The organism is Pseudomonas sp. Q1, assembly GCF_009935975.1.
Classification (GTDB): domain Bacteria; phylum Pseudomonadota; class Gammaproteobacteria; order Pseudomonadales; family Pseudomonadaceae; genus Aquipseudomonas; species Aquipseudomonas palleroniana.
Map to the genome: position 1 here is coordinate 435,588 of NZ_QODI01000003.1, position 18,927 is coordinate 454,514.

An 18,927-nucleotide genomic window follows, 5' to 3' on the forward strand; every position below is an offset into this window, starting at 1 on the left:
CGGTGTCATGCCACTGCTCCGCGCATCAACTCGTCCTGGCCCAGGTCAAAACGCCCCAGCACCCTGACCTTGGAAGTACTTCCCAGCTCGGCAAAGGACAGCACCGGTACATGGCTGAATTCGTCCAGCAACAAGGTGCGCAAGGGACTGCGCAGATCCTGTGCCACCAGCATCACGCTCTTGCTTTTGGGCCGCGCCGAAAATGCCTGGTTGAGCAGGTTGATCAGGGCTGCACTGCTCTCGTTGTCGAGGGCAAAGAACACGCCGCTCTGGGTCTGGCGCAACGCTTCGCGCAGGATGTTTTCAGTCTGGGGCGACAGCAGCCAGGCATGCAGGCCATCGGGCTCGCTGTATTGGTGGTAGATCTGCGACTTGAGGGCAATGCGCGCGTAATCGGCCAAGGCATCCGGTTCGCGCTCATGCTGGCCGTACTCGATCAACGACTCGACAATCAAGCGCACCGCACGCAACGGCACGCCTTCGCTGGCCAGGCGCTGCAGCACTGACGAAAACCGCGAAAGCGGCATGATGCGTTGCAGTTCCTGCACCAGTTCCGGCTGGTTGTGTTCCAGCCAACTGAGAATCGCCTTGCTCTCCTGGATACCGAGAAACCGCGGCCCGCTAAGCATCATCGCTCGCGTCATGCGCTCGATGATCAGGCTCGGGGCAGTGAAACGCTCGACCTGGGGGTCGTCCAATAAAGGGTCATCGGGAGCAAGCCATAACCAGTCCTGCTCATCGCGCTCAGGAAGCCCTCTCTCGCCTCGCTCCAAGGGTGGCGTCAGCGATGCGTATTCAACGGCGATGCGATCACTCAGGGTCGCCGCCATCACCGGCACTTCGTGCACGCAGAAGCGCATCTCGTCAGGCGCCAGCAAGTCATCGAATTCGGCTTCAAACGGCGGCAGCGTCAGGCCGATGCTTGTGACCAGCCCGTTCCGGGCCTGGCGAATCTTATGAACGATATCGATGACCTGCGGCGTTGCGTACAACGTCGGGTGGAACTGCAACAGATAGGGGCGTGACGGATCAAAACCGCGCAAGTCTTCGTCGCCGTTTTCCTCGGGCCGCACCACTTTTTCAGCCTGCGGCGGCGGGGCAGCCTCGCGCTGGCGCTGGCGCGCCAGGTAGTAGCCCAGGCTGCCGGTCATCAGCGAGATCAGAATAAACACCACCGTGGGCATGCCCGGCAGCGCGGCGAAGGCGAGCATGCCTACCGAGGCGATCATCCAGCTCTTGGGCTCACTGGTCATCTGCCGGGCAATTTCGGCGCCCATGTTATTGGCGCCCTTGCGCCCATCCGGTGCCACACGGGTAATGATCATGCCGGCGGTCAGGGAGATCAGCAGCGCCGGAATCTGTGCGATCAGGCCATCGCCAATGGTCAGCACCGAATACAACGCCATCGAATCTCCCGCACTCATCCCATGCTGGAACATCCCGGTGGAGAAGCCACCCAGCAGGTTGATGAGCACGATGATCAAGCCGGCAATGGCGTCGCCTTTGACGAACTTCATGGCCCCGTCCATGGCCCCGAACAGCTGGCTTTCGCGGGACAACTGCTCGCGCTTGTCGCGAGCTTGCCCACCGTCGATCAGCCCGGCGCGCAAATCGCTGTCGATCGACATCTGCTTGCCCGGCATGGCATCCAGGCTGAAGCGCGCGGCGACTTCGGCGACCCGTTCGGAGCCCTTGGTAATCACCAGGAAGTTGACCAGGGTCAGGATCATGAAAATCACCAGGCCCACCGCGAGGTTACCGCCCACCACAAAATTGCCGAAGGCTTCGACAATGTCACCCGCGTCCTGCTCCAGCAGGATCAAACGCGTAGTGGCGATCGACAATGCCAGGCGAAACATTGTGGTCAGCAGCAAAATCGACGGGAACGACGAGAACGCCAACGGCCCGGGCAGGTACAGCGCGAGCACGATCAGCAGACAGGAAATGCAGATATTGAGTGCGATCAGGATATCCACCAACCAGGTGGGCAACGGCACAATAAAGATGAACACGATGGCCATGACCACCACCGCGCCTAACACTTCAGCACGCTGCGCCACTTTGAGCAGCACAGCGTTGATGGCGGCCAGCACCGTCACGGGAGGCTCCTCGACTCACCGTCGAAGTGCAGATGACCGCGCTCGGCACGGGTGAATTCGTCCATCACCAGCAAGATGTTATGCAGGGCCTCTTCACGCCCACGGCTGTCACGCCACAGAGCCAGGGGCAAACGTTGCATCACCGGGTACAAGCCGTTGAGAGACACCAGTTGGGCAGCCGGTAGCGCGCCGCCAAAATCGCAAGCTAGCCGCTGGACTTCCGCCGATTCGATACCGGTGCCGGCATAACCCAGAAGCCGTTGCAGCAGGCCTACCGCATCCAGTTCCGCATCCAGGCGCTGGATCAACGCCTGGCAATTGGATAACGCCCCGCCCAGCTGGCTGCAGCTCTGCAAACCCAGCAGCAACGTACGCAGTTGTGCCGTGGGTACCGAAGGCGTGTGGGCGGCGATATCGTCGGCCAAAGCACGACGCATCAGGTTGAGCCCGGCGCCAAACTGCTCGCCACCGTACACCCCGAGCAGCGATTGCATCATGAACGCCAGGGATTGGCGCATGACCACACTGGCGTAATACAACGCACGCACCGCTTGGCGTTCCTGTGGGTCACCACTGGCCTGCTGCAGCGTCAGTGCGATATTCAGCCCGGCCTGGATTTCCCGCTTGAAGCGGATTTCCAACTTTGCGAGTGCATCTCGCGCCAGGGCCGCCTCGACTTTGCGCGCTTCGGCTTGCGCCTCGGCCGCCACCCGCTGAAGTACCACGAAGGTGCGCGCTGGATCACGCCCGGTCGTTTCGAGCAAGGTGTCGATACCAAGGCGCTGCAACAGCTGCATGCGGACCTGACGGGCAACGGTTGCCAATGTCGCCTGGCCAGGATGGCCCAGTTGTTCATAGAGCTGGGTGATCTGCTCGATCGGTGCGATTTGCCGCCCAATCGACCGGCGGCCCAGCGCTATGCCGTTGAGCGCCATTTCTTCGTTGAATATCTGGGCAATGTCGTCGATAGCCGTGGCACCGGCCTGCGTTTGGGTAACGCCGATGCGGGGTTGATCCGGGCTCAGGATCGGTTGCACATCGTTGAACGGTTCGACTTTCATGGGCGGGCCAGGACAGGGAGTTTGTGTCCCTATGTGGCAGGCGCGCGCCATACGGTTCCATCGAAACTACCCCTGCGGCGTTTTTGAAAATACCCGCACAACAGCATCCCCGCTTTTTGCAAACGACTGCACAAAACTCAGCACAAAAAATAAATATCTACTTATAAATCAATGAATTAAAACTTTTTTTCCTTTGGCACAGCCAGTGCAAAAGGGGTCACGTCGAAACCACTTCGACCGTGTCCACCCAGAGGAAAAAATCATGGATATCCCTATTGGTGCCCTCGCTCATCTTGTTGGCAGCTCGCCTCAATTCATGCTCCACCTGACGGACGACCAACAAAAAAAACTCCGGCGCTTCATTCATAAGCGCGTGCTCAACCCGGAAGATGCGGACGATCTTCTGCAACTCACCTACCTGGAAGCCTGGCGTAACCGCGAGCGCTACAGCGGCCAGGCGACACTCAGCACCTGGATGTGCGGAATCGCGCAGAACCTGATTCGCAACCACTTCCGGCGCCTGTATGCCAAACCGGTGCATTGCGAATTCGACGAGGCGCTGTGGCATGGCCAGGAGGACAGCCGTAATCTGGACTGGGAGTTCGAGGTCAATCGCCGGCTGGAAAAAACCCTGATAGCCATCAAGGACCTGCCGCAGGAAATGCGCAAAACCCTGTATGCCTCGCTGGAGACGGATGGCAGCTATCAGGACACCGCCGATGCACTGGACATCCCCATCGGCACTGTTCGCTCGCGCCTGTCACGGGCACGTGAACAACTCAAGCGCGTCACCCATACGCCGTTGCGACCTTAAGCCAGACTAGCTGGCCATCGTTGGGCGACAGGGATATCAGCCCAACTCGATCTAGCCTTTTCATGCGCGACAGCAAGGCCGTGCCCATCCCGCCGAAACCTGACGCCCAACCCGCCACTCGTCGCTGTTTAGCCCGATTTTCGTTAAACAGTTGAAAGCGTAGAAAAATTTTCAACAAAAACGCTTGACGCATTCCCGTTCTACGCGAATAATGCGCGCCACTTGGCTACATAGCTCAGTTGGTTAGAGCATAGCATTCATAATGCTGGGGTCCGGGGTTCAAGTCCCTGTGTAGCCACCAAGTACCGATCCATAGATGTCTACAGCAGTCTGTGAATCACCTCAAGAAGCCCGCCTCGTGCGGGCTTTCTTGTTTCTGGACATCCATGCGGGTCCAGCGAAGTCAAACTCCCCCCTCTCCAATACGACACTCGCCAACCTGGCTGCTTGATCATGCCTGTACTCCAGGCTTTGAAGATGCCCGCCCACGTCCAGACCAACGCACCACAGTTCTCTGCCGCGAATATCATGCAGGCATCGTCGCCGATCAGGCTTAAAGCTAACTTCTAGAAACGCATCAAGCTGAAACGTATCAGCCTGTGTAAAAAGTCAAATTATGCACAAATGCAAATTTACGCTTGACCCCAAAAACCGGTTTGCCTAAGATGAAATCACTGTATGCACATACAGTATTTTTTATAACTTCCTTCACGGACGAGGTATTACCCATGAAAAGCAACACCGAAAAATTCGGCAAGATCCCCCATCAACCCAGCCTCTGGACTCGGGCCGATGCGCTGAAAGTCCACGCGGACGATCCCACTACGACCCAGCCACTGGTCAGTGCGGATTTCCCGGTATTGAGCAATGAGGTGTTCATCTGGGACACCATGCCGCTGCGCGACCTGGACGGAAACGTGACCTCCGTCGATGGCTGGTCGGTGATCTTCACCCTGACCGCGGATCGCCATCCTAACGACCCGGAGTACATCGACGAGAACGGTAACTACGACATCACCCGCGACTGGAACGACCGCCATGGCCGGGCAAAGATGTACTACTGGTTTTCCCGTACCGGCAAGGATTGGAAACTCGGTGGCCGGGTGATGGCCGAAGGGGTCTCGCCGACCGCTCGCGAATGGGCCGGCACGCCAATCCTGTTGAACGAAAAGGGGGACATTGACCTGTACTACACCGCCGTCACGCCAGGCGCGACCATCGTCAAGGTGCGTGGTCGAGTGGTGACGACCGAGCATGGTGTCAGCATGGTCGGCTTTGAAAAGGTCAAGCCGCTGTTCGAAGCCGACGGCCACATGTATCAAACCGAAGCGCAGAACGCCTTCTGGGGCTTTCGCGATCCTTGGCCGTTCCGTGACCCCAACGACGGCAAGCTGTACATGCTGTTTGAAGGCAACGTGGCCGGCGAGCGCGGTTCGCACAAGGTCGGGAAAGCCGAAATCGGCGATGTGCCGCCGGGTTATGAAGACGTCGGCAACTCGCGTTTCCAGACCGCCTGTGTCGGTATCGCCGTGGCCCGTGACGAAGACGGGGACGACTGGGAAATGCTGCCGCCGCTGCTGACCGCGGTCGGCGTCAACGACCAGACCGAACGCCCACACTTCGTGTTCCAGGACGGCAAGTACTACCTGTTCACCATCAGCCACACCTTTACCTATGCCGACGGCGTGACCGGGCCGGACGGGGTGTACGGTTTCGTCGCCGATTCGCTGTTCGGCCCTTACGTGCCGTTGAACGGTTCCGGCCTGGTGCTGGGCAACCCGTCCTCCCAGCCGTTCCAGACCTACTCGCACTGTGTGATGCCCAACGGCCTGGTGACCTCGTTTATCGACAGCGTGCCGACCGACGAAACCGGCAAACAGATTCGTATCGGCGGTACCGAAGCACCGACGGTGGGGATCAAGATCAAAGGACAGCAGACGTTCGTGGTGGCCGAGTATGACTACGGTTACATCCCGCCGATGCTCGATGTAGCACTCCAATAATAGCGACAACGGGTGCTTGGGCAGCGGGCTCGAATTCGATAAAGAGCCCGTTGTGGATAGGATCGAGTATCCCGCCCGGCTCACTGCGACACCGACCCGTTACGGGCTGCAAGGATGCAGCCCGTAACGGGTCTTCCTCTTTGTGAGCTACTTCATCACACTCTTGCCTGTCTGACATACCCTTGAGCGCAGCAGGAACGCCCTTTATGAGCCTCGACGTATTCGCCATCATCCTGCTGGGCGCCGCACTTCACGCCACCTGGAATGCCGTAGTCAAAGGGGGGGCCGACAAGCTCCTGACCACCTGCATGATCGCCTCAGTCGCTTCGCTGATCGCGTTGACGACTGTCCCGTTCCTGGAGCCCCCGGCGCGAGGCAGTTGGCCGTTCATAGGGGCATCAGTGGTTTTCCAGGTGCTGTATTTCGCCCTCATCGCCTCGACCTACCGCGTGGCCGACATGAGCCAGACCTATCCGATCATGCGCGGTACCGCGCCACTGCTGGTGGCGACGGTGAGCGTGCTGCTGTTGTCCGAGGCATTGTCGGCATTCGCCTGGCTCGGCATCGCAATCATCTCCCTCGGCATCTTGAGCATGGCCGCCGTCCCTTCGGCAGGTTCGCGAAAGGGCGTGGTGCTGGCCTTGATCAACGCCGGCGTGATCGCGGGCTACACCCTGATCGACGGCGTGGGTGTGCGTAAATCCGGCGCGCCGGCGGCGTACACCCTGTGGATATTCCTGCTGACCGGCATCCCGCTTTGCGCATGGGCCCTGGCCACGCGGCGCGGCGTCTTCATTGAATACGTCAGGCGCCACTGGCACCTTGGCGTGGTGGGCGGCTTCGGCACACTGGCTTCCTATGGCCTGGCCCTGTGGGCGATGACTGCGGCACCGATCGCCACGGTTTCTGCGCTACGGGAAACCTCCATCCTGTTTGGCGTGGTGATCTGTGCATGGGTACTCAAAGAGCATCTGACGCGGGCTCGCCTCCTCGCCGCCTGCATCATTGCCGGCGGGGCGATGGTATTGCGCCTGGGCTGAACAGCGTTTGCGCTCAAAAAAACTTCGTATCTGTATTTTGACGCTCTGGGGACCCACTGTTAGTGTCCGGCCTCCCCTACACGGAGTGCTCCTGATGAAATTGGATATCTACCAGGTCGATGCTTTCAGCCAACATCCCTTTGGCGGTAACGCGGCGGCGGTCTGCCCGCTGACCGAATGGCTGACCGATGAGCAACTGCACAACATCGCCGCCGAGAACAACCTCTCGGAAACCGCGTTCTTCGTGCCCCGTGATGGCTTTTATGAGTTGCGCTGGCTAACCCCGGAAGTCGAGGTAGACCTGTGCGGCCACGCCACGCTCGCGGCGGCATGGGTCTTGATTCACCAGTTGCCGGCTGCACCGGATGTGTTGCGCTTCGCCACCCGCAGCGGTGAGTTGCGCGTAACGCGCAACGGCGACGAACTGGCGATGGATTTCCCGGCCAAGCAGCCCGAGCGTTGTGAGCCGCCCGCCGGCCTGTTGAACGCCTTGGGGGTTGAGCACGCCGAGGTGTATGCCACCGATGACTACATCGTGCTGCTGGAAGACGAAGCCCAGGTCGCCGCCCTGACGCCGGATTTCGTTCGCCTCAAGGGCCTGCCTAAACGCGGAATTGCGGTGACGGCCAAAAGCACGCGGTTTGATTTCATTTCTCGCTGGTTCGGCCCGAATGTCGGTATCAATGAAGACCCTGTCACCGGCTCTGCGCACACCTCGCTGACGCCATTCTGGGCCGAGCGCCTGGGCAAGTCGCAATTGACCGCCGAACAGGGAGGCAACCGTCGTGGACAACTGCGTTGCGAACTCAAGGGCGACCGCGTGATTATCGCCGGGCACGCAGTGCTCTACCTCAAGGGCACGATTTACCTGTAAAAAGGAGCCACCCAAGGACAACAGATCATTCTCACAATGAACGGAGTTCAGCGCGTGCTTTCGATTTTCCGCCGTCAACTGTCAATGGTTGCCGCAGCCTTCGCCCTCGCCGGCTGTCACACCCCCGTCACTGAACAACCTCCAGCACCGGAGCTGGGTTCGGGCTACCGCAGCGATCTTGTGACGCAACACGCCGAGCGCCATATGGCTGCCGCCGCCAACCCGTTGGCGGCCGAAGCCGGGCGTGAGATGTTGCGCCAAGGAGGCTCGGCCATTGATGCGGCGATCGCCATGCAGGCAGTGCTGACCCTGGTGGAACCGCAGTCGTCCGGCATCGGCGGCGGTGCGTTCATCATGCTCTGGGATGGGCAAACCGTACACGCGTACGACGGTCGCGAAACGGCGCCGGCCGGTGCGACCGAGCGCTTGTTCTTGAAGGCCGACGGCACTCCCATGGCGTTTCCCGAGGCGCAGATCGGCGGGCGTTCGGTCGGCACGCCGGGCGTCTTGCGTGCGCTGGAAATGGCCCACAAGCAAACCGGCCACCTGCAATGGGCCAAGTTGTTCGAGCCCGCCATTCGTTTGTCGGAGCAGGGCTTCGCGATATCCCCCCGCTTGCACGCGCTGATTGCCGCCGACCGCTACATCGCGCAGTCGCCTGACATGGCGGCCTACTTTCTGAACGCCGATGGCACGCCTAAAGCCACCGGCACGCTGTTGAAAAACCCGGCACTGGCGAGTGTATTCAAGCGCATTGCCAAGGAAGGACCCGACGCGCTGTACCACGGCCCGATCGCCGACGAGATCGCACGCAAGGTCCAGGGCAATCGCAATGCGGGCAGCCTGTCGCAGGCCGACCTCAAGGGCTATGTCGCCAAGGAGCGCACACCGCTTTGCACCGACTACAGACAGTACCGCGTGTGCGGCATGCCGCCCCCCTCCTCGGGCGGGATTGCCGTTGCGCAAATCCTCGGCACGTTGCAGGCCGTGGAGGCTCGCGACCCGCGCCTGGCCATCGCGCCGATGGCACCCGTGAAAAGTGCCTCGCCCGCCGGTCTTGAGCCCAGCCCCGAAGCCGTGCACCTGATCGCCGAGGCCGGTCGCCTGGCCTTCGCCGACCGCGCATTGTATGTGGCCGATTCAGACTTCACCCCCGTCCCCGTCGCGGGCCTCGTCGCACCGGACTACCTGGCCCAACGCGCCACGCTGATCGGCGAGCGCAGCATGGGCATCGCCAAACCGGGCCGACCTGCGGGCATCCAGGTGGCGTACGCGCCGGACCGTTCGCCGCTGCGTATCTCCACCTCACAAGTGGTGGCCGTGGACGACCAGGGCGGCGCCGTATCGATGACCACCACGGTGGAAGCGGCGTTCGGCTCGCACGTGATGGTCCAGGGCTTTCTGCTGAACAACCAGATGACCGATTTTTCGTTCATCCCCGAAGAAAACGGCCAGCCGGTGGCCAACCGCGTCGAGCCGGGAAAACGCCCACGCTCGGCCATGGCACCGACCCTGGTGTTCGACCGCAAGAGCGGTGAATTGCTGGCCACGGTAGGCTCGCCGGGCGGCTCACAGATCATCGAGTATGTGAGCAAATCCTTGGTGGCTATGCTCGACTGGAACCTCGACCCGCAAGCCGCCATCAGCCTGCCGAACTTCGGCAGCCGCAACGGCGCGACCGAACTGGAGGCCGGCCTGTTCAGCCCAGGGTTGAAACAGTCGTTGCAGGACAAAGGCCATACGTTGAGCGAGATTGAGATGACCAGCGGCATCCAGGCCATCGTGCGCACGCGGGATGCCCAGGGCAAGGTGTCGCTGAGCGGCGGCGCCGACCCTCGGCGTGAAGGCGAAGCGGTCGGCGACTAATTTTTTCAGCGGAGACATCCTGTGCAGCAGGCAGACAATCTCGGCGCCGTCCCCGGCGTCGACCATGGCTTTTGCTCGATCAATGATCCGCTACGGCCAGAAACCGTGTTCATCTGCAAGCAGGTGCACAGCGCCTCGGTGATTGAATGGCAGGCCGATCAGGTGGCCAACACCCTTGAGGCGGACGGCGTGTTCACCCGCGAGCATCAGGCGATTGCGGTGATTACAGCCGACTGCCTGCCGGTGCTTGTCGCCTCGGAAAACGGCGCAATGGTTGCCGCCGTGCATGGCGGTTGGAAGGGACTGCAAGGCGGGATCATCGCCAACGCGGTGCAACGCTTTGCCGACCAAGGCATTCCCGTGGACCAATTGCGAGTGGCCATCGGACCGTCGATCAAGCCGTGCTGTTATGAAGTGAGCGAGGGGTTTATCGGGCAGTTCCAGATCGATCAAGGCCACTTGTGGTGGAATGGCCTGGCGCCATGGAGCTTTGCGCAACCGACCCCATTGCTGCCACCCGAGATTGCACCGCCGTATGCCAGGCAAGCGGGAAGTGCCTGGTTCGATTTGAGCGGGTATGGGGTGATGCTTCTGCAAGCGGCGGGACTCAAACGTGAGCAGATTGAAGTCAGTGAGGTGTGCACTTATTGCACATCGCCCACCTTCGCCAGCTACCGCCGAAGAACTCATCACCCGCAGGAACCGAAGACGTTGATCTATTCGTGGATTGCTCGCCGAGACCGGTGAGAGAGAACCTACAAAGGATACCGAGAATATTCCAGCGCATATCCTGCACAAAATCGCAAAGGACATGAACCATGCCACTCACTGAGAAGCAACTGAAGGAACGTGACGCCAAACGTAATATTGGCGAAGAGTTACTGGCCGCCATACAGGATGTTAAAGCGGGACATTACGGCGCTGTGCATCAGGTTGAAATCACTCAAGCCGCAGAAGCCAGGAGTAAAACCGGATTGTCACAACCCAAGTTTGCCGAGCTTTTAGGGGTTTCGGTAAGAACACTTCAAGAGTGGGAACAAGGGCGTCGCTCTCCTTCCGGGGCCGCACGCTCACTGCTGCACATAGCAGCCATACGGCCAGACGTTTTCCGGGAAGTACTCAGTAACGCCTGATGACGCTACTGAGCTGTCGGTCGATGACTACCGACTGATCTTGAGCCCCTTGCGCCCGGCATGGCGCTCCAGTGCCAGCTCGATCAAGCGGCTCACCAGCTCGCTGTAGCTCATCCCCGCTGCCTGCCACAGCTTGGGGTACATGCTGATGCGGGTGAAGCCGGGCAGTGAGTTGATTTCGTTGATCAGCACTTCGCCGTCGTCGGTGAGGAACACATCGACCCGGGCCAGCCCGGAGCAGCCCAGCACACCGAATGCCTCGATGGCCAACTGGCGGATACGCTCACTGGCGTCATGGCTGATAGCGGCCGGCACCACCACTTGGGCGGCCTGCTCGTCGATGTATTTACTGTCGTAGGAATAGAAGCCGTTGCTCACCACGATCTCGCCACAACCGCTGGCGATGGGGTTGTCGTTGCCCAATACGGCGCATTCGATTTCGCGGCCTTGAACGGCGGATTCCACCAGCACTTTTTCATCAAAACCCAAAGCCAGCTCGACGGCTGCGTGGTACTCGGCTTCGCTGGCAACCTTGCTCACACCCACCGAAGACCCCTGGTTCGCGGGTTTGACGAACATCGGCAAGCCCAGTTTGTTGACGGCCGTTTCAAAGGATGTGCGCGCCGCATTGCCACGGGTCAGGGTGATGAACGGGGTAACGCCAATACCGGCATCGCGTAGCAGGCGCTTGCTGATGTCCTTGTCCATGCACACCGCCGAGCCGAGCACATCGGAGCCAACGAAAGGCATATCGGCCATGCGCAGCAAACCTTGCAGGCAGCCATCTTCACCCAGGGTGCCGTGGACGATGGGGAAGATTACGTCGATGTGTTCCAGCATACCCTGCCCGGAGGTTTCCACGACTTGCCGGCTGCCCTTGCCTGGCACCACCGCCAGTTCGCGGTTGGACTGGTTGAGGGCGATCAGCGCCGGGTTCTCCTGGTTGATCAGGAAGTTCGACGTGTCGTTGAGGTGCCAGTGGCCGGCCTTGTCGATGCCGATCAGGACGGGCTCGAAGCGCGTACGGTCCAAGGCGTCGACGATATTGCGCGCCGATTGCAAAGAAACTTCGTGCTCGGCCGAACGGCCACCAAAAATAATACCCACCCGCACCTTGCTCATGACCCGGCCTCACAGTTGAAAGTAAGGCTTCTTAACACGGGCGGTCAGCGATTCGCCACCAGATGTGCACCGAACAGTACGTAGCAACCACCGGCAAAACGGTCGAGCCACTTGCGCGAACGACTGTAGAGGTTGGCCATGCGCTCACTGGAAAACACCAGTGCAACGGCGCAATACCAACTGAACGACAAGCTGGCCATGACGACCACAGCCAGCGTCAGCAGCAACGGCGAGGGCGAAGGAGGCATGGTCGAGGCGAAGATCGTCGCGACAAACAAGGCGGACTTCGGGTTGGACAAATTACCGAGCAAACCCAGCCGCCAAGCCGACAACAGCGAGCGTCGCTGCCCATCCGCCAGCGGGTTCCGGCCCGCGACCGGTACCGAACGTTTGAACAGCCTGAGCCCCAGGTAAATCAGGTAGCAGCCACCGATAATCTTGAACGCCAGGTACAACATGGGCGCCGCCGTAAACAACGACTTGATGCCCAGGCCACCGGCCACTCCCCACAGCACCGTACCCGAGGCGACACCTGCCGAGGCCGCCACACCATGGCGGCGCGAGGCATTGGCGGCTAACTGGGCGATGTTGAAAAAATTCGGCCCCGGGGTGACGACAGCAACTATCCAGAGCAACGCTAACGAGAGCAATGGCGCGGTATAGACCCAGTGTGAAAGCTCCATAAACTGACCCCTGCTCGAAAAAATCGCCAATCCGTGTGAAAGCAGCATAAGCCGATCCCTGTTCGAAAAATAGTTAGCCGCTACCGCTCGACCGGAGGTTCCGGCATATGCACCAACAGATCACCGGGCTGGCACTGCAGATAGGCGCAGATGGCATCCAGCGTTCCCAGCCGTATACCCTTGACCTTGCCTTGTTTGAGCAACGACAGGTTCTGTTCGGTAATCCCGATGGCGGCCGCCAGGTCCTTGGATTTGACCTTGCGCCGGGCAAGCATGACGTCCAGCTCAATCACAATGGGCATTTCAATCTCAGACAAAGGTGCGGTTTTCGGAATCGACTTCACTGGCCTGCCACAGAATACGCGCAATCACTGCGATACAACCGGCCAGAAACAGTGCCACAACGCTGGGCGCCGTCACGCTCAGGGTGATCAATCGCTCGCCGACCGGCAAGGTCATCGTTATCCAGGCGCTCAGCAATGGTTCGCATAGGAAGTCCAGCAAGACCCAGATCGCGACGGCTTTCCCAACCTTGCCCAAGTGCGAAGCGGCCGTGCTGGAAAAGTACTCACCCCGCGAATAGCGCTGGAACAGCTTGCGCAGATGATTCAAGCCACTCGCCAAGGCCATCAGCGGAATACTCGACAGCACAATGGCGCCCAGGGTTTGCCATAGCGGGAACAGGGCTACCTGGTCCATGCGCCCCTGGATCAGGCGATCGCTCAGCGCAAAACTGAAGCCTCGCCCACCAGTAGAGGAGCTCAAGGTTGGAAACAACCACACAGCCGCGTTCAGGACCAGCATGCCGACAATCAGCAACAATGTGATCACTGACATTCGTTGGCTAAGCAGGGCAAGACGTTGAGTGTTCATAAACAACCTCGTTGAATTAATGTCGAGGCAAAATAGCGAATTTATTATCGTAAAACAATAATAATTTACCGATAAACGATTAAAACCGCTCATCCTTCCCAAAAAAACCTGCACAATCGTTCAAGACCACGCCCCACAACCTGCACAGACTGGGTTAACGTGTTTCCACCTCTATTTGTGACAAGTCACCATGGGCCAACCCACCTCCACCCTCGACTGGCTGCACCGCGCCCCGCACGCCAGCGGCCTGGACCGTATCGAGGCGTACTTTGCGGGCTTTGCATTCGATCCCCATCGCCATGACACCTATGCGATCGGGCGCACGTTGTTTGGCGTGCAGAGCTATCACTACCGGGGCTGCATGACCCACAGCCTGCCCGGCACGACCATGGTGATTCACCCGGATGAAACCCATGACGGCCGCGCCAGCAGCGTGGAAGGCTTCAAGTACCGCATGATTTATGTGGAACCGGCGTTGATCCAGCAGATTCTCGGAGGCCGGCCTTTACCGTTTATCCACAAGGGCCTGTCGACAGACCCACGGTTATTTCGCGCCAGCGAAGTGTTGCTGCAAAGCCTCGATTGCCCGATCGACCCGATGCAGGAGCAGGACGCACTGTACGACCTGGCCCAGGCACTGAACGCCGCCTCGGGGGTGATTGTCAGCCGCAAGTCGTTCGACTACGTCGCCGCCGAGCGCGCTCGGGAATTTATCCACAGCGCGCTGGGCCGCAGCATTACCCTGGATGAAATGGCCGACCACTGCGGGCGTGATCGCTGGGCCTTGTCGCGGGACTTTCGCTTGTTGTTCGGTACCAGCCCTTATCGCTACTTGACCATGCGGCGGCTGGACCTGGTACGCAGCCTGCTGGCCCAGGGGCAATCGTTGGTAGACGCGGCACTGACCGCCGGCTTCACCGACCAGAGCCATATGACCCGGCAATTTCGCAGCACCTACGGCATGCCGCCGTCGCGCTGGGTGAAGATGCTCGGGCGCTGAAAAAACTGGCTCGCTTTATGTGTAGGAGCGAGCTTGCTCGCGAAAAACTCACAGGCACCGCGCTCATCCAGGCAGCACGCGTTATCGTTGACGTTTTTCGCGAGCAAGTTCGCTCCTACAGAGGGTGGGTTCAGGGCACCAGTTGACGCCCGACAACCGGTGCGCCGATGCTCAGGAAATTCCCGCCGGCAATGTGGTGCAAGGTGCGTAGCTCATCATGCCCTTCAAAATGCCAATGCCCCTCGCTGAACACCCGCACATCGGCGTAGGCGGCAACCACTTCGCCCAGAAACAGGTCGTAGGTCTGCTGGTTGTGGGGTTCGGGTAACAAGCGGCATTCCAACCAGGCCACGCAGCCTTCCAGCAGCGGCGCTTCGGTGTGCTCCCCGCTAAAGGTTTGCAGGCCGTAGGCGGCAAACTTGTCGGTTTCAGCGCCGGTCGTATTACCGACCGTCTGCACCAGGTCAGCCTGGGCCACACAGGGCACCTGGAGCACGAAGGTGCCGGCGCTTTCGAGCAATTGGCGGGTCCAGGTGGATTTGTCCAGGACCACCGCGACTTTCGGCGGTTCGAAATCCAAGGGCATGGCCCAGGCTGCAGCCATGATATTGCGCTTGCCCTCAAAGGCTGCGCTCACCAGTACGGTCGGCCCGTGGTTAAGCAAACGATAAGCTTTGGACAGAGGAACGGGGCGACGATGGGTAGGACTCATGGAAGGTCGGCTCTTCATGCAAGAAAGAACCTACGATACCTGAGCCCTATGCTCAGCTCGACAGCTGATTGGCGAACTGCCCGACCGCGCTGACCACTTTCTGCGCGCCGTCCTGGATTTCCACAATCACCGTACCCGCCTCGGACGCCAGCGCCAGCCCCTGTTCGGCTTGCACGCGGCCATCGGTCATCAGGGCGACCGCATCGCGGGCCATATCCTGGTTCTGACGCACCACACCGACAATCTCCTCAGTGGCTTTGCTGGTACGTGATGCCAGCTGACGAACTTCATCCGCCACCACCGCAAAACCACGGCCTTGCTCACCGGCACGGGCCGCCTCGATGGCCGCATTGAGCGCCAGCAGGTTGGTCTGCTCGGCAATACCGCTGATGGTCTTGACGATGCTGCCGATCACCTGGGACTGCTCGTTCAGCGCTTCAATGCCTTCGCCGGCCTGCTGCATGTGCTTGGCCAGGTCACGCATCACCCCCACCGCCTGCGTCACGACAGTGGTGCCGCGCTGAGCGCTGCTGTCGGTTTGCTGCGAGGTGCTGTAGGCAATGTTGGCGGCCTCGGCCACGGCCTGCTCCCGGTTGACCTGGTCGGTGATCACCGTGGCGAACTTGACCACTTTGTACACTCGATCATTGGCATCCAGCACCGGGTTGTAGGTCGCTTCCAGCCACACCAGACGACCCTGGCTGTCGACACGCTTGAAGCGCGCCGCGATGAATTCTCCGGCCTTCAAGCGCGTCCAGAAATGCTGGTATTCGGCGCTGTTGTATTCCTCCGGCTCGCAGAATATGCGGTGATGCTTGCCCTGAATCTGCGCCAGGCTGTAGCCCATGCCATTGAGAAAACGGTCGTTGGCGGTCAGCACATGACCGTCGAGGTCAAACTCGATGACCGCAGTGGAGCGCACCAGCGCCGTGATCAGGTTTTCATGCTCACGCGAGGCCTCGATGGTACGGGTCAGGTCGCTGGAGACGATCGAGAAATATTTGATGCGCCCGTCCGAACTGCGCACCGGCTGCACGATCGAGCGCAGCCATGCTTCCTTGCCATTGCCGCGCATCAGGCGCACGGTGCCGGCATAGTGTTCACCGCGTACCAGTGCGTTCTTGAAACGCTGCTGGAATTCGTTGTCGCGTACATGTGCCGGAAACAACTCGTCAATCAAGCGCCCCGACAGTTGCGTACCTTGATAAGCCATCTCCTGAAGAAAGAGGGCGTTGACCGATGCGATACGCCCTTGCGGGTCCAGGGTGATCGCGATCATTTCGCTTTCCAGGCTCTCTTTAACCTGTTGCAAGCTGGACAACTCTTCGCGAAGAGCCGACAGCTCCTGCTTCAAACGGGTCGTGAACATGGGGCACCAATGATCAAATGATGACAGGGTATTGTCTGCATCGGCGCGGCCGGCGTTTTCTGAAGAGGGTTTCACCTCAGATCCAACTATATTCCTGGCCGGTCAGCCGCCATTGTTCCGGCATACCCCCATCACTTGATACTCCAGGGTATTGAGCTTGCCCGTGGAGTCCTCATAGGTCATGCGTGACGGCACCGGGTTGCACGAGCGGATGGGCGGCGTCACGTTGACCACGTTGGCGATGTCCAGCTTCATGCCGTAGCGATACGCCTGTACCTCGGGTGCCGGCTTGCCGACCCTGGCCGCGTAATCGGCCATAGCCTTTTCATTGCGCTCCATCATCAGAGCGAACGTACGATCCCCGCCGCCTTCGGCCAATGCGCCAAAAGACAGGATAGCCGTTAATACACCCAGGCCAATTTTATAAAAGTTCATTACCGGTTCCTCGTCTGAAAGTTCAGTGCCGAGATTAACCAGCCAACCCTGACGCCATGTTCACGACAACATTACTTATTTGTTAGGTGGCCATGACTTTCCAGAATTGTAATGTTCGAGCCACTTTCCCGTTATCTGAGGTTTGCAACTATCAGCTTGGGCCAGATCAATAAGAACGCCCGCCCCCATAAGAAGCCGATAACTGCCAAGCCCCAGGAGCGAACCATGAATATCCGCCACTACACCCTTCCCTTTTCGTTGATCGCCGCATTGCCCCTGACCGCCGTGGCTGCTGAGGACAAGCCCGAAGGGTTTATCGAAGGCAGCAGTGTCAACGTGCTAGCGCGCAATTTTTACTTCAACCGAGATGATCGCAAGGGCCAATCCAGCCCCACCGGTAACGGTTATTCCGCGGCCTGGGCGCAGGGGTTGATCGGCAAATTCGAATCCGGTTTTACCCAAGGCACGGTGGGGTTCGGCCTGGATGCGTTCGCCATGTACGGCCTGCAACTCGACTCGGGCAGGGGCCGCAGCGGCGGCAAGGGCTCGTTCGGCGTGCTGCCGGTGGATAGCGACAACCACCCTGAAAACAGCTACAGCAAAGTTGGCGGCGCGGTGAAATTGCGCGTGCTCGACACCGTGATCAAGGCCGGTGATGTGTTCCCGCTCACCCCCGTGGTGGCGTACGGCGACTCGCGTTTACTGCCGCAAAGCTTTCGTGGCGTGACCGCGCAAAACACCTCCATCGAGGGTTTGAGCCTGCAAGGCGGGCGCTTGAGCGGCATGAGCCAACCCAACGAAAGCGGCATGAACAACGGTTTCGCGACCTTCTATGCAGGCAAGGTGGACTCGCCCTGGATCGGCTACTTCGGCGGTGATTACCAGCTCAACAAACACTTGAGTGTGAGCCTGTACAGCAGCCGCTTGAAGGACGCCTGGGATCAATATTATTTCGGCAGCGCCGCCAGTTACCCGATGAACGATGACGTCTCATTGTTCGGCGACTTCAACTATTACAAAGCGGTGGACGAAGGCAAAAAACGCCTGGGTGAGTTCGATAACAACATCTGGAGTGCCAGGCTCGGGGTCAAGATCGGCGCCCACAGCGTAGCCGTCTCGCATCAGCGCAACAACGGCGATGACGACTTTGATTATCTACGCCAATCAGACTCGATCTTCCTCAATAACTCGATCCAGTACAGCGACTTCAACGCGCCCAAGGAACGCTCCTGGATGCTGCGCTATGACCTGGACATGCAGCCGTTCGGTATCCCCGGCCTGTCGTTCATGACCCGCTACGGTAAAGGCACGGGTGCCGACTACAGCAACGCCAACGCCGTCTACATGCGCCGCGATGCAGCGGGTAACCCGCTGACCGACCAGCGTCGCTGGGAGCGGGATATCGAGGCCAAATATGTGGTGCAAAGTGGCACCTTGAAAGACCTGTCATTGCGCCTGCGCCAGGCCAGCGTGCGCTCCAGTGCATTTGAGTCGGACCTGGAGGAAGTTCGCTTGATTGCCGAATATCCACTGGTAGCGCTGTAAGTGATTACATTCGTTCGCCGTTGACCAACATCTGTTCACAAATTCCCAGTTATCAAAACTGTAATATTGGCCTCACCTTCTCGTTAAGTTGATCTTCCTATACTGGCCTCAACTTATTCACCGAGCACATTCATCTCTGAAGCTTTTGTGTAGCTCCTTTGGAAAGAGATGGATTTTTAACGCCCCGCCTGGGGCGTTTTTTTTGAGCCCGGCTTTGTGCGGCCGATGGTCGCAGTTGACCCTGAAGCTACTTCACGGTTCAGACTTTTCCTACTCCCCCAACGCACAGCCCATAAGG

Annotated in this window: 18 protein-coding genes and 1 tRNA gene; 10 read left to right on the forward strand and 9 right to left on the reverse strand. The window is 59.5% G+C overall.

What is annotated here, in order from left to right; genetic code table 11:
- Positions 1–5: 5 nt before the first annotated feature.
- Positions 6–2,099: a type III secretion system export apparatus subunit SctV gene (gene sctV / locus DK870_RS07170; protein WP_060754793.1), complete on the reverse strand. Its 2,094-nt coding sequence runs from the start codon at positions 2,097–2,099 to the stop codon at positions 6–8.
- Positions 2,096–3,160, reverse strand: coding sequence for a type III secretion system gatekeeper subunit SctW (gene sctW, locus DK870_RS07175; protein ID WP_161548330.1), 1,065 nt, complete (start codon positions 3,158–3,160; stop codon positions 2,096–2,098). Before sctW ends, sctV begins: the two co-directional genes overlap by 4 nt.
- Positions 3,161–3,422: 262 nt before the next feature.
- Here sctW and DK870_RS07180 point away from each other — a divergent pair, with 262 nt between their 5' ends.
- The 8 genes from DK870_RS07180 to DK870_RS07215 all read left to right on the forward strand — a co-directional run bounded on the left by DK870_RS07180 (position 3,423) and on the right by DK870_RS07215 (position 10,890).
- A complete protein-coding gene (locus DK870_RS07180) occupies positions 3,423–3,974 on the forward strand; it encodes an RNA polymerase sigma factor (RefSeq protein WP_060754791.1) in 552 nt (183 codons plus the stop codon).
- Positions 3,975–4,198: 224 nt separating this feature from the next.
- Positions 4,199–4,275, forward strand: a tRNA-Met gene (locus DK870_RS07185).
- Between the two features lie 427 nt (positions 4,276–4,702).
- Entirely contained in the window at positions 4,703–5,977 is a 1,275-nt protein-coding gene (locus DK870_RS07190) for a glycoside hydrolase family 68 protein (protein WP_060754790.1), read from the forward strand.
- A gap of 206 nt (positions 5,978–6,183) precedes the next feature.
- Positions 6,184–7,017, forward strand: a complete 834-nt coding sequence (locus tag DK870_RS07195) for an EamA family transporter (RefSeq protein WP_161548331.1) — start codon at positions 6,184–6,186, stop codon at positions 7,015–7,017.
- A gap of 94 nt (positions 7,018–7,111) precedes the next feature.
- A complete protein-coding gene (locus tag DK870_RS07200; protein WP_161548332.1) occupies positions 7,112–7,891 on the forward strand; it encodes a PhzF family phenazine biosynthesis protein in 780 nt (259 codons plus the stop codon).
- Positions 7,892–7,927: 36 nt separating this feature from the next.
- A complete protein-coding gene (ggt, locus tag DK870_RS07205) occupies positions 7,928–9,757 on the forward strand; it encodes a gamma-glutamyltransferase (protein WP_161548333.1) in 1,830 nt (609 codons plus the stop codon).
- Positions 9,758–9,778: 21 nt separating this feature from the next.
- Positions 9,779–10,504, forward strand: coding sequence for a peptidoglycan editing factor PgeF (gene pgeF, locus DK870_RS07210; protein WP_161548334.1), 726 nt, complete (start codon positions 9,779–9,781; stop codon positions 10,502–10,504).
- A 71-nt stretch (positions 10,505–10,575) separates the two neighbouring features.
- The gene (locus DK870_RS07215) at positions 10,576–10,890 is read left to right on the forward strand and encodes a DNA-binding transcriptional regulator (RefSeq protein WP_090366954.1); all 315 of its coding nucleotides are present in this window, start codon (positions 10,576–10,578) and stop codon (positions 10,888–10,890) included.
- A 27-nt stretch (positions 10,891–10,917) separates the two neighbouring features.
- On the opposite strand, the gene ddlA is transcribed toward DK870_RS07215, so the two are convergent.
- The 4 genes from ddlA to DK870_RS07235 form a co-directional block, all read right to left on the reverse strand.
- Entirely contained in the window at positions 10,918–12,012 is a 1,095-nt protein-coding gene (ddlA, locus tag DK870_RS07220; RefSeq protein WP_161548335.1) for a D-alanine--D-alanine ligase, read from the reverse strand.
- A 44-nt stretch (positions 12,013–12,056) separates the two neighbouring features.
- Entirely contained in the window at positions 12,057–12,695 is a 639-nt protein-coding gene (locus tag DK870_RS07225) for a LysE family translocator (protein ID WP_090366956.1), read from the reverse strand.
- An 80-nt stretch (positions 12,696–12,775) separates the two neighbouring features.
- Entirely contained in the window at positions 12,776–12,997 is a 222-nt protein-coding gene (locus DK870_RS07230; RefSeq protein WP_161548336.1) for a helix-turn-helix transcriptional regulator, read from the reverse strand.
- 7 nt (positions 12,998–13,004) lie between these two features.
- Positions 13,005–13,568: a DUF2975 domain-containing protein gene (locus DK870_RS07235; RefSeq protein WP_090366957.1), complete on the reverse strand. Its 564-nt coding sequence runs from the start codon at positions 13,566–13,568 to the stop codon at positions 13,005–13,007.
- A gap of 190 nt (positions 13,569–13,758) precedes the next feature.
- Between DK870_RS07235 and DK870_RS07240 the strand changes: the two genes are divergently transcribed.
- On the forward strand, positions 13,759–14,568 hold the full coding sequence (locus tag DK870_RS07240; RefSeq protein WP_060754780.1) for an AraC family transcriptional regulator: 810 nt from the start codon (positions 13,759–13,761) through the stop codon (positions 14,566–14,568).
- Positions 14,569–14,698: 130 nt separating this feature from the next.
- Here the strand turns inward: DK870_RS07240 and DK870_RS07245 are convergent, their stop codons facing one another.
- The 3 genes from DK870_RS07245 to DK870_RS07255 form a co-directional block, all read right to left on the reverse strand.
- Positions 14,699–15,280: a flavin reductase family protein gene (locus DK870_RS07245; RefSeq protein ID WP_161548337.1), complete on the reverse strand. Its 582-nt coding sequence runs from the start codon at positions 15,278–15,280 to the stop codon at positions 14,699–14,701.
- 52 nt (positions 15,281–15,332) lie between these two features.
- The gene (locus DK870_RS07250; protein ID WP_090366959.1) at positions 15,333–16,649 is read right to left on the reverse strand and encodes a methyl-accepting chemotaxis protein; all 1,317 of its coding nucleotides are present in this window, start codon (positions 16,647–16,649) and stop codon (positions 15,333–15,335) included.
- Positions 16,650–16,751: 102 nt separating this feature from the next.
- Positions 16,752–17,084 (reverse strand): DUF2790 domain-containing protein, encoded by a 333-nt coding sequence (locus DK870_RS07255; RefSeq protein WP_060754777.1) that lies wholly within the window; start codon positions 17,082–17,084, stop codon positions 16,752–16,754.
- Positions 17,085–17,309: 225 nt separating this feature from the next.
- Here DK870_RS07255 and DK870_RS07260 point away from each other — a divergent pair, with 225 nt between their 5' ends.
- Positions 17,310–18,629, forward strand: a complete 1,320-nt coding sequence (locus DK870_RS07260; RefSeq protein WP_161548338.1) for an OprD family porin — start codon at positions 17,310–17,312, stop codon at positions 18,627–18,629.
- Positions 18,630–18,927: the final 298 nt, after the last annotated feature.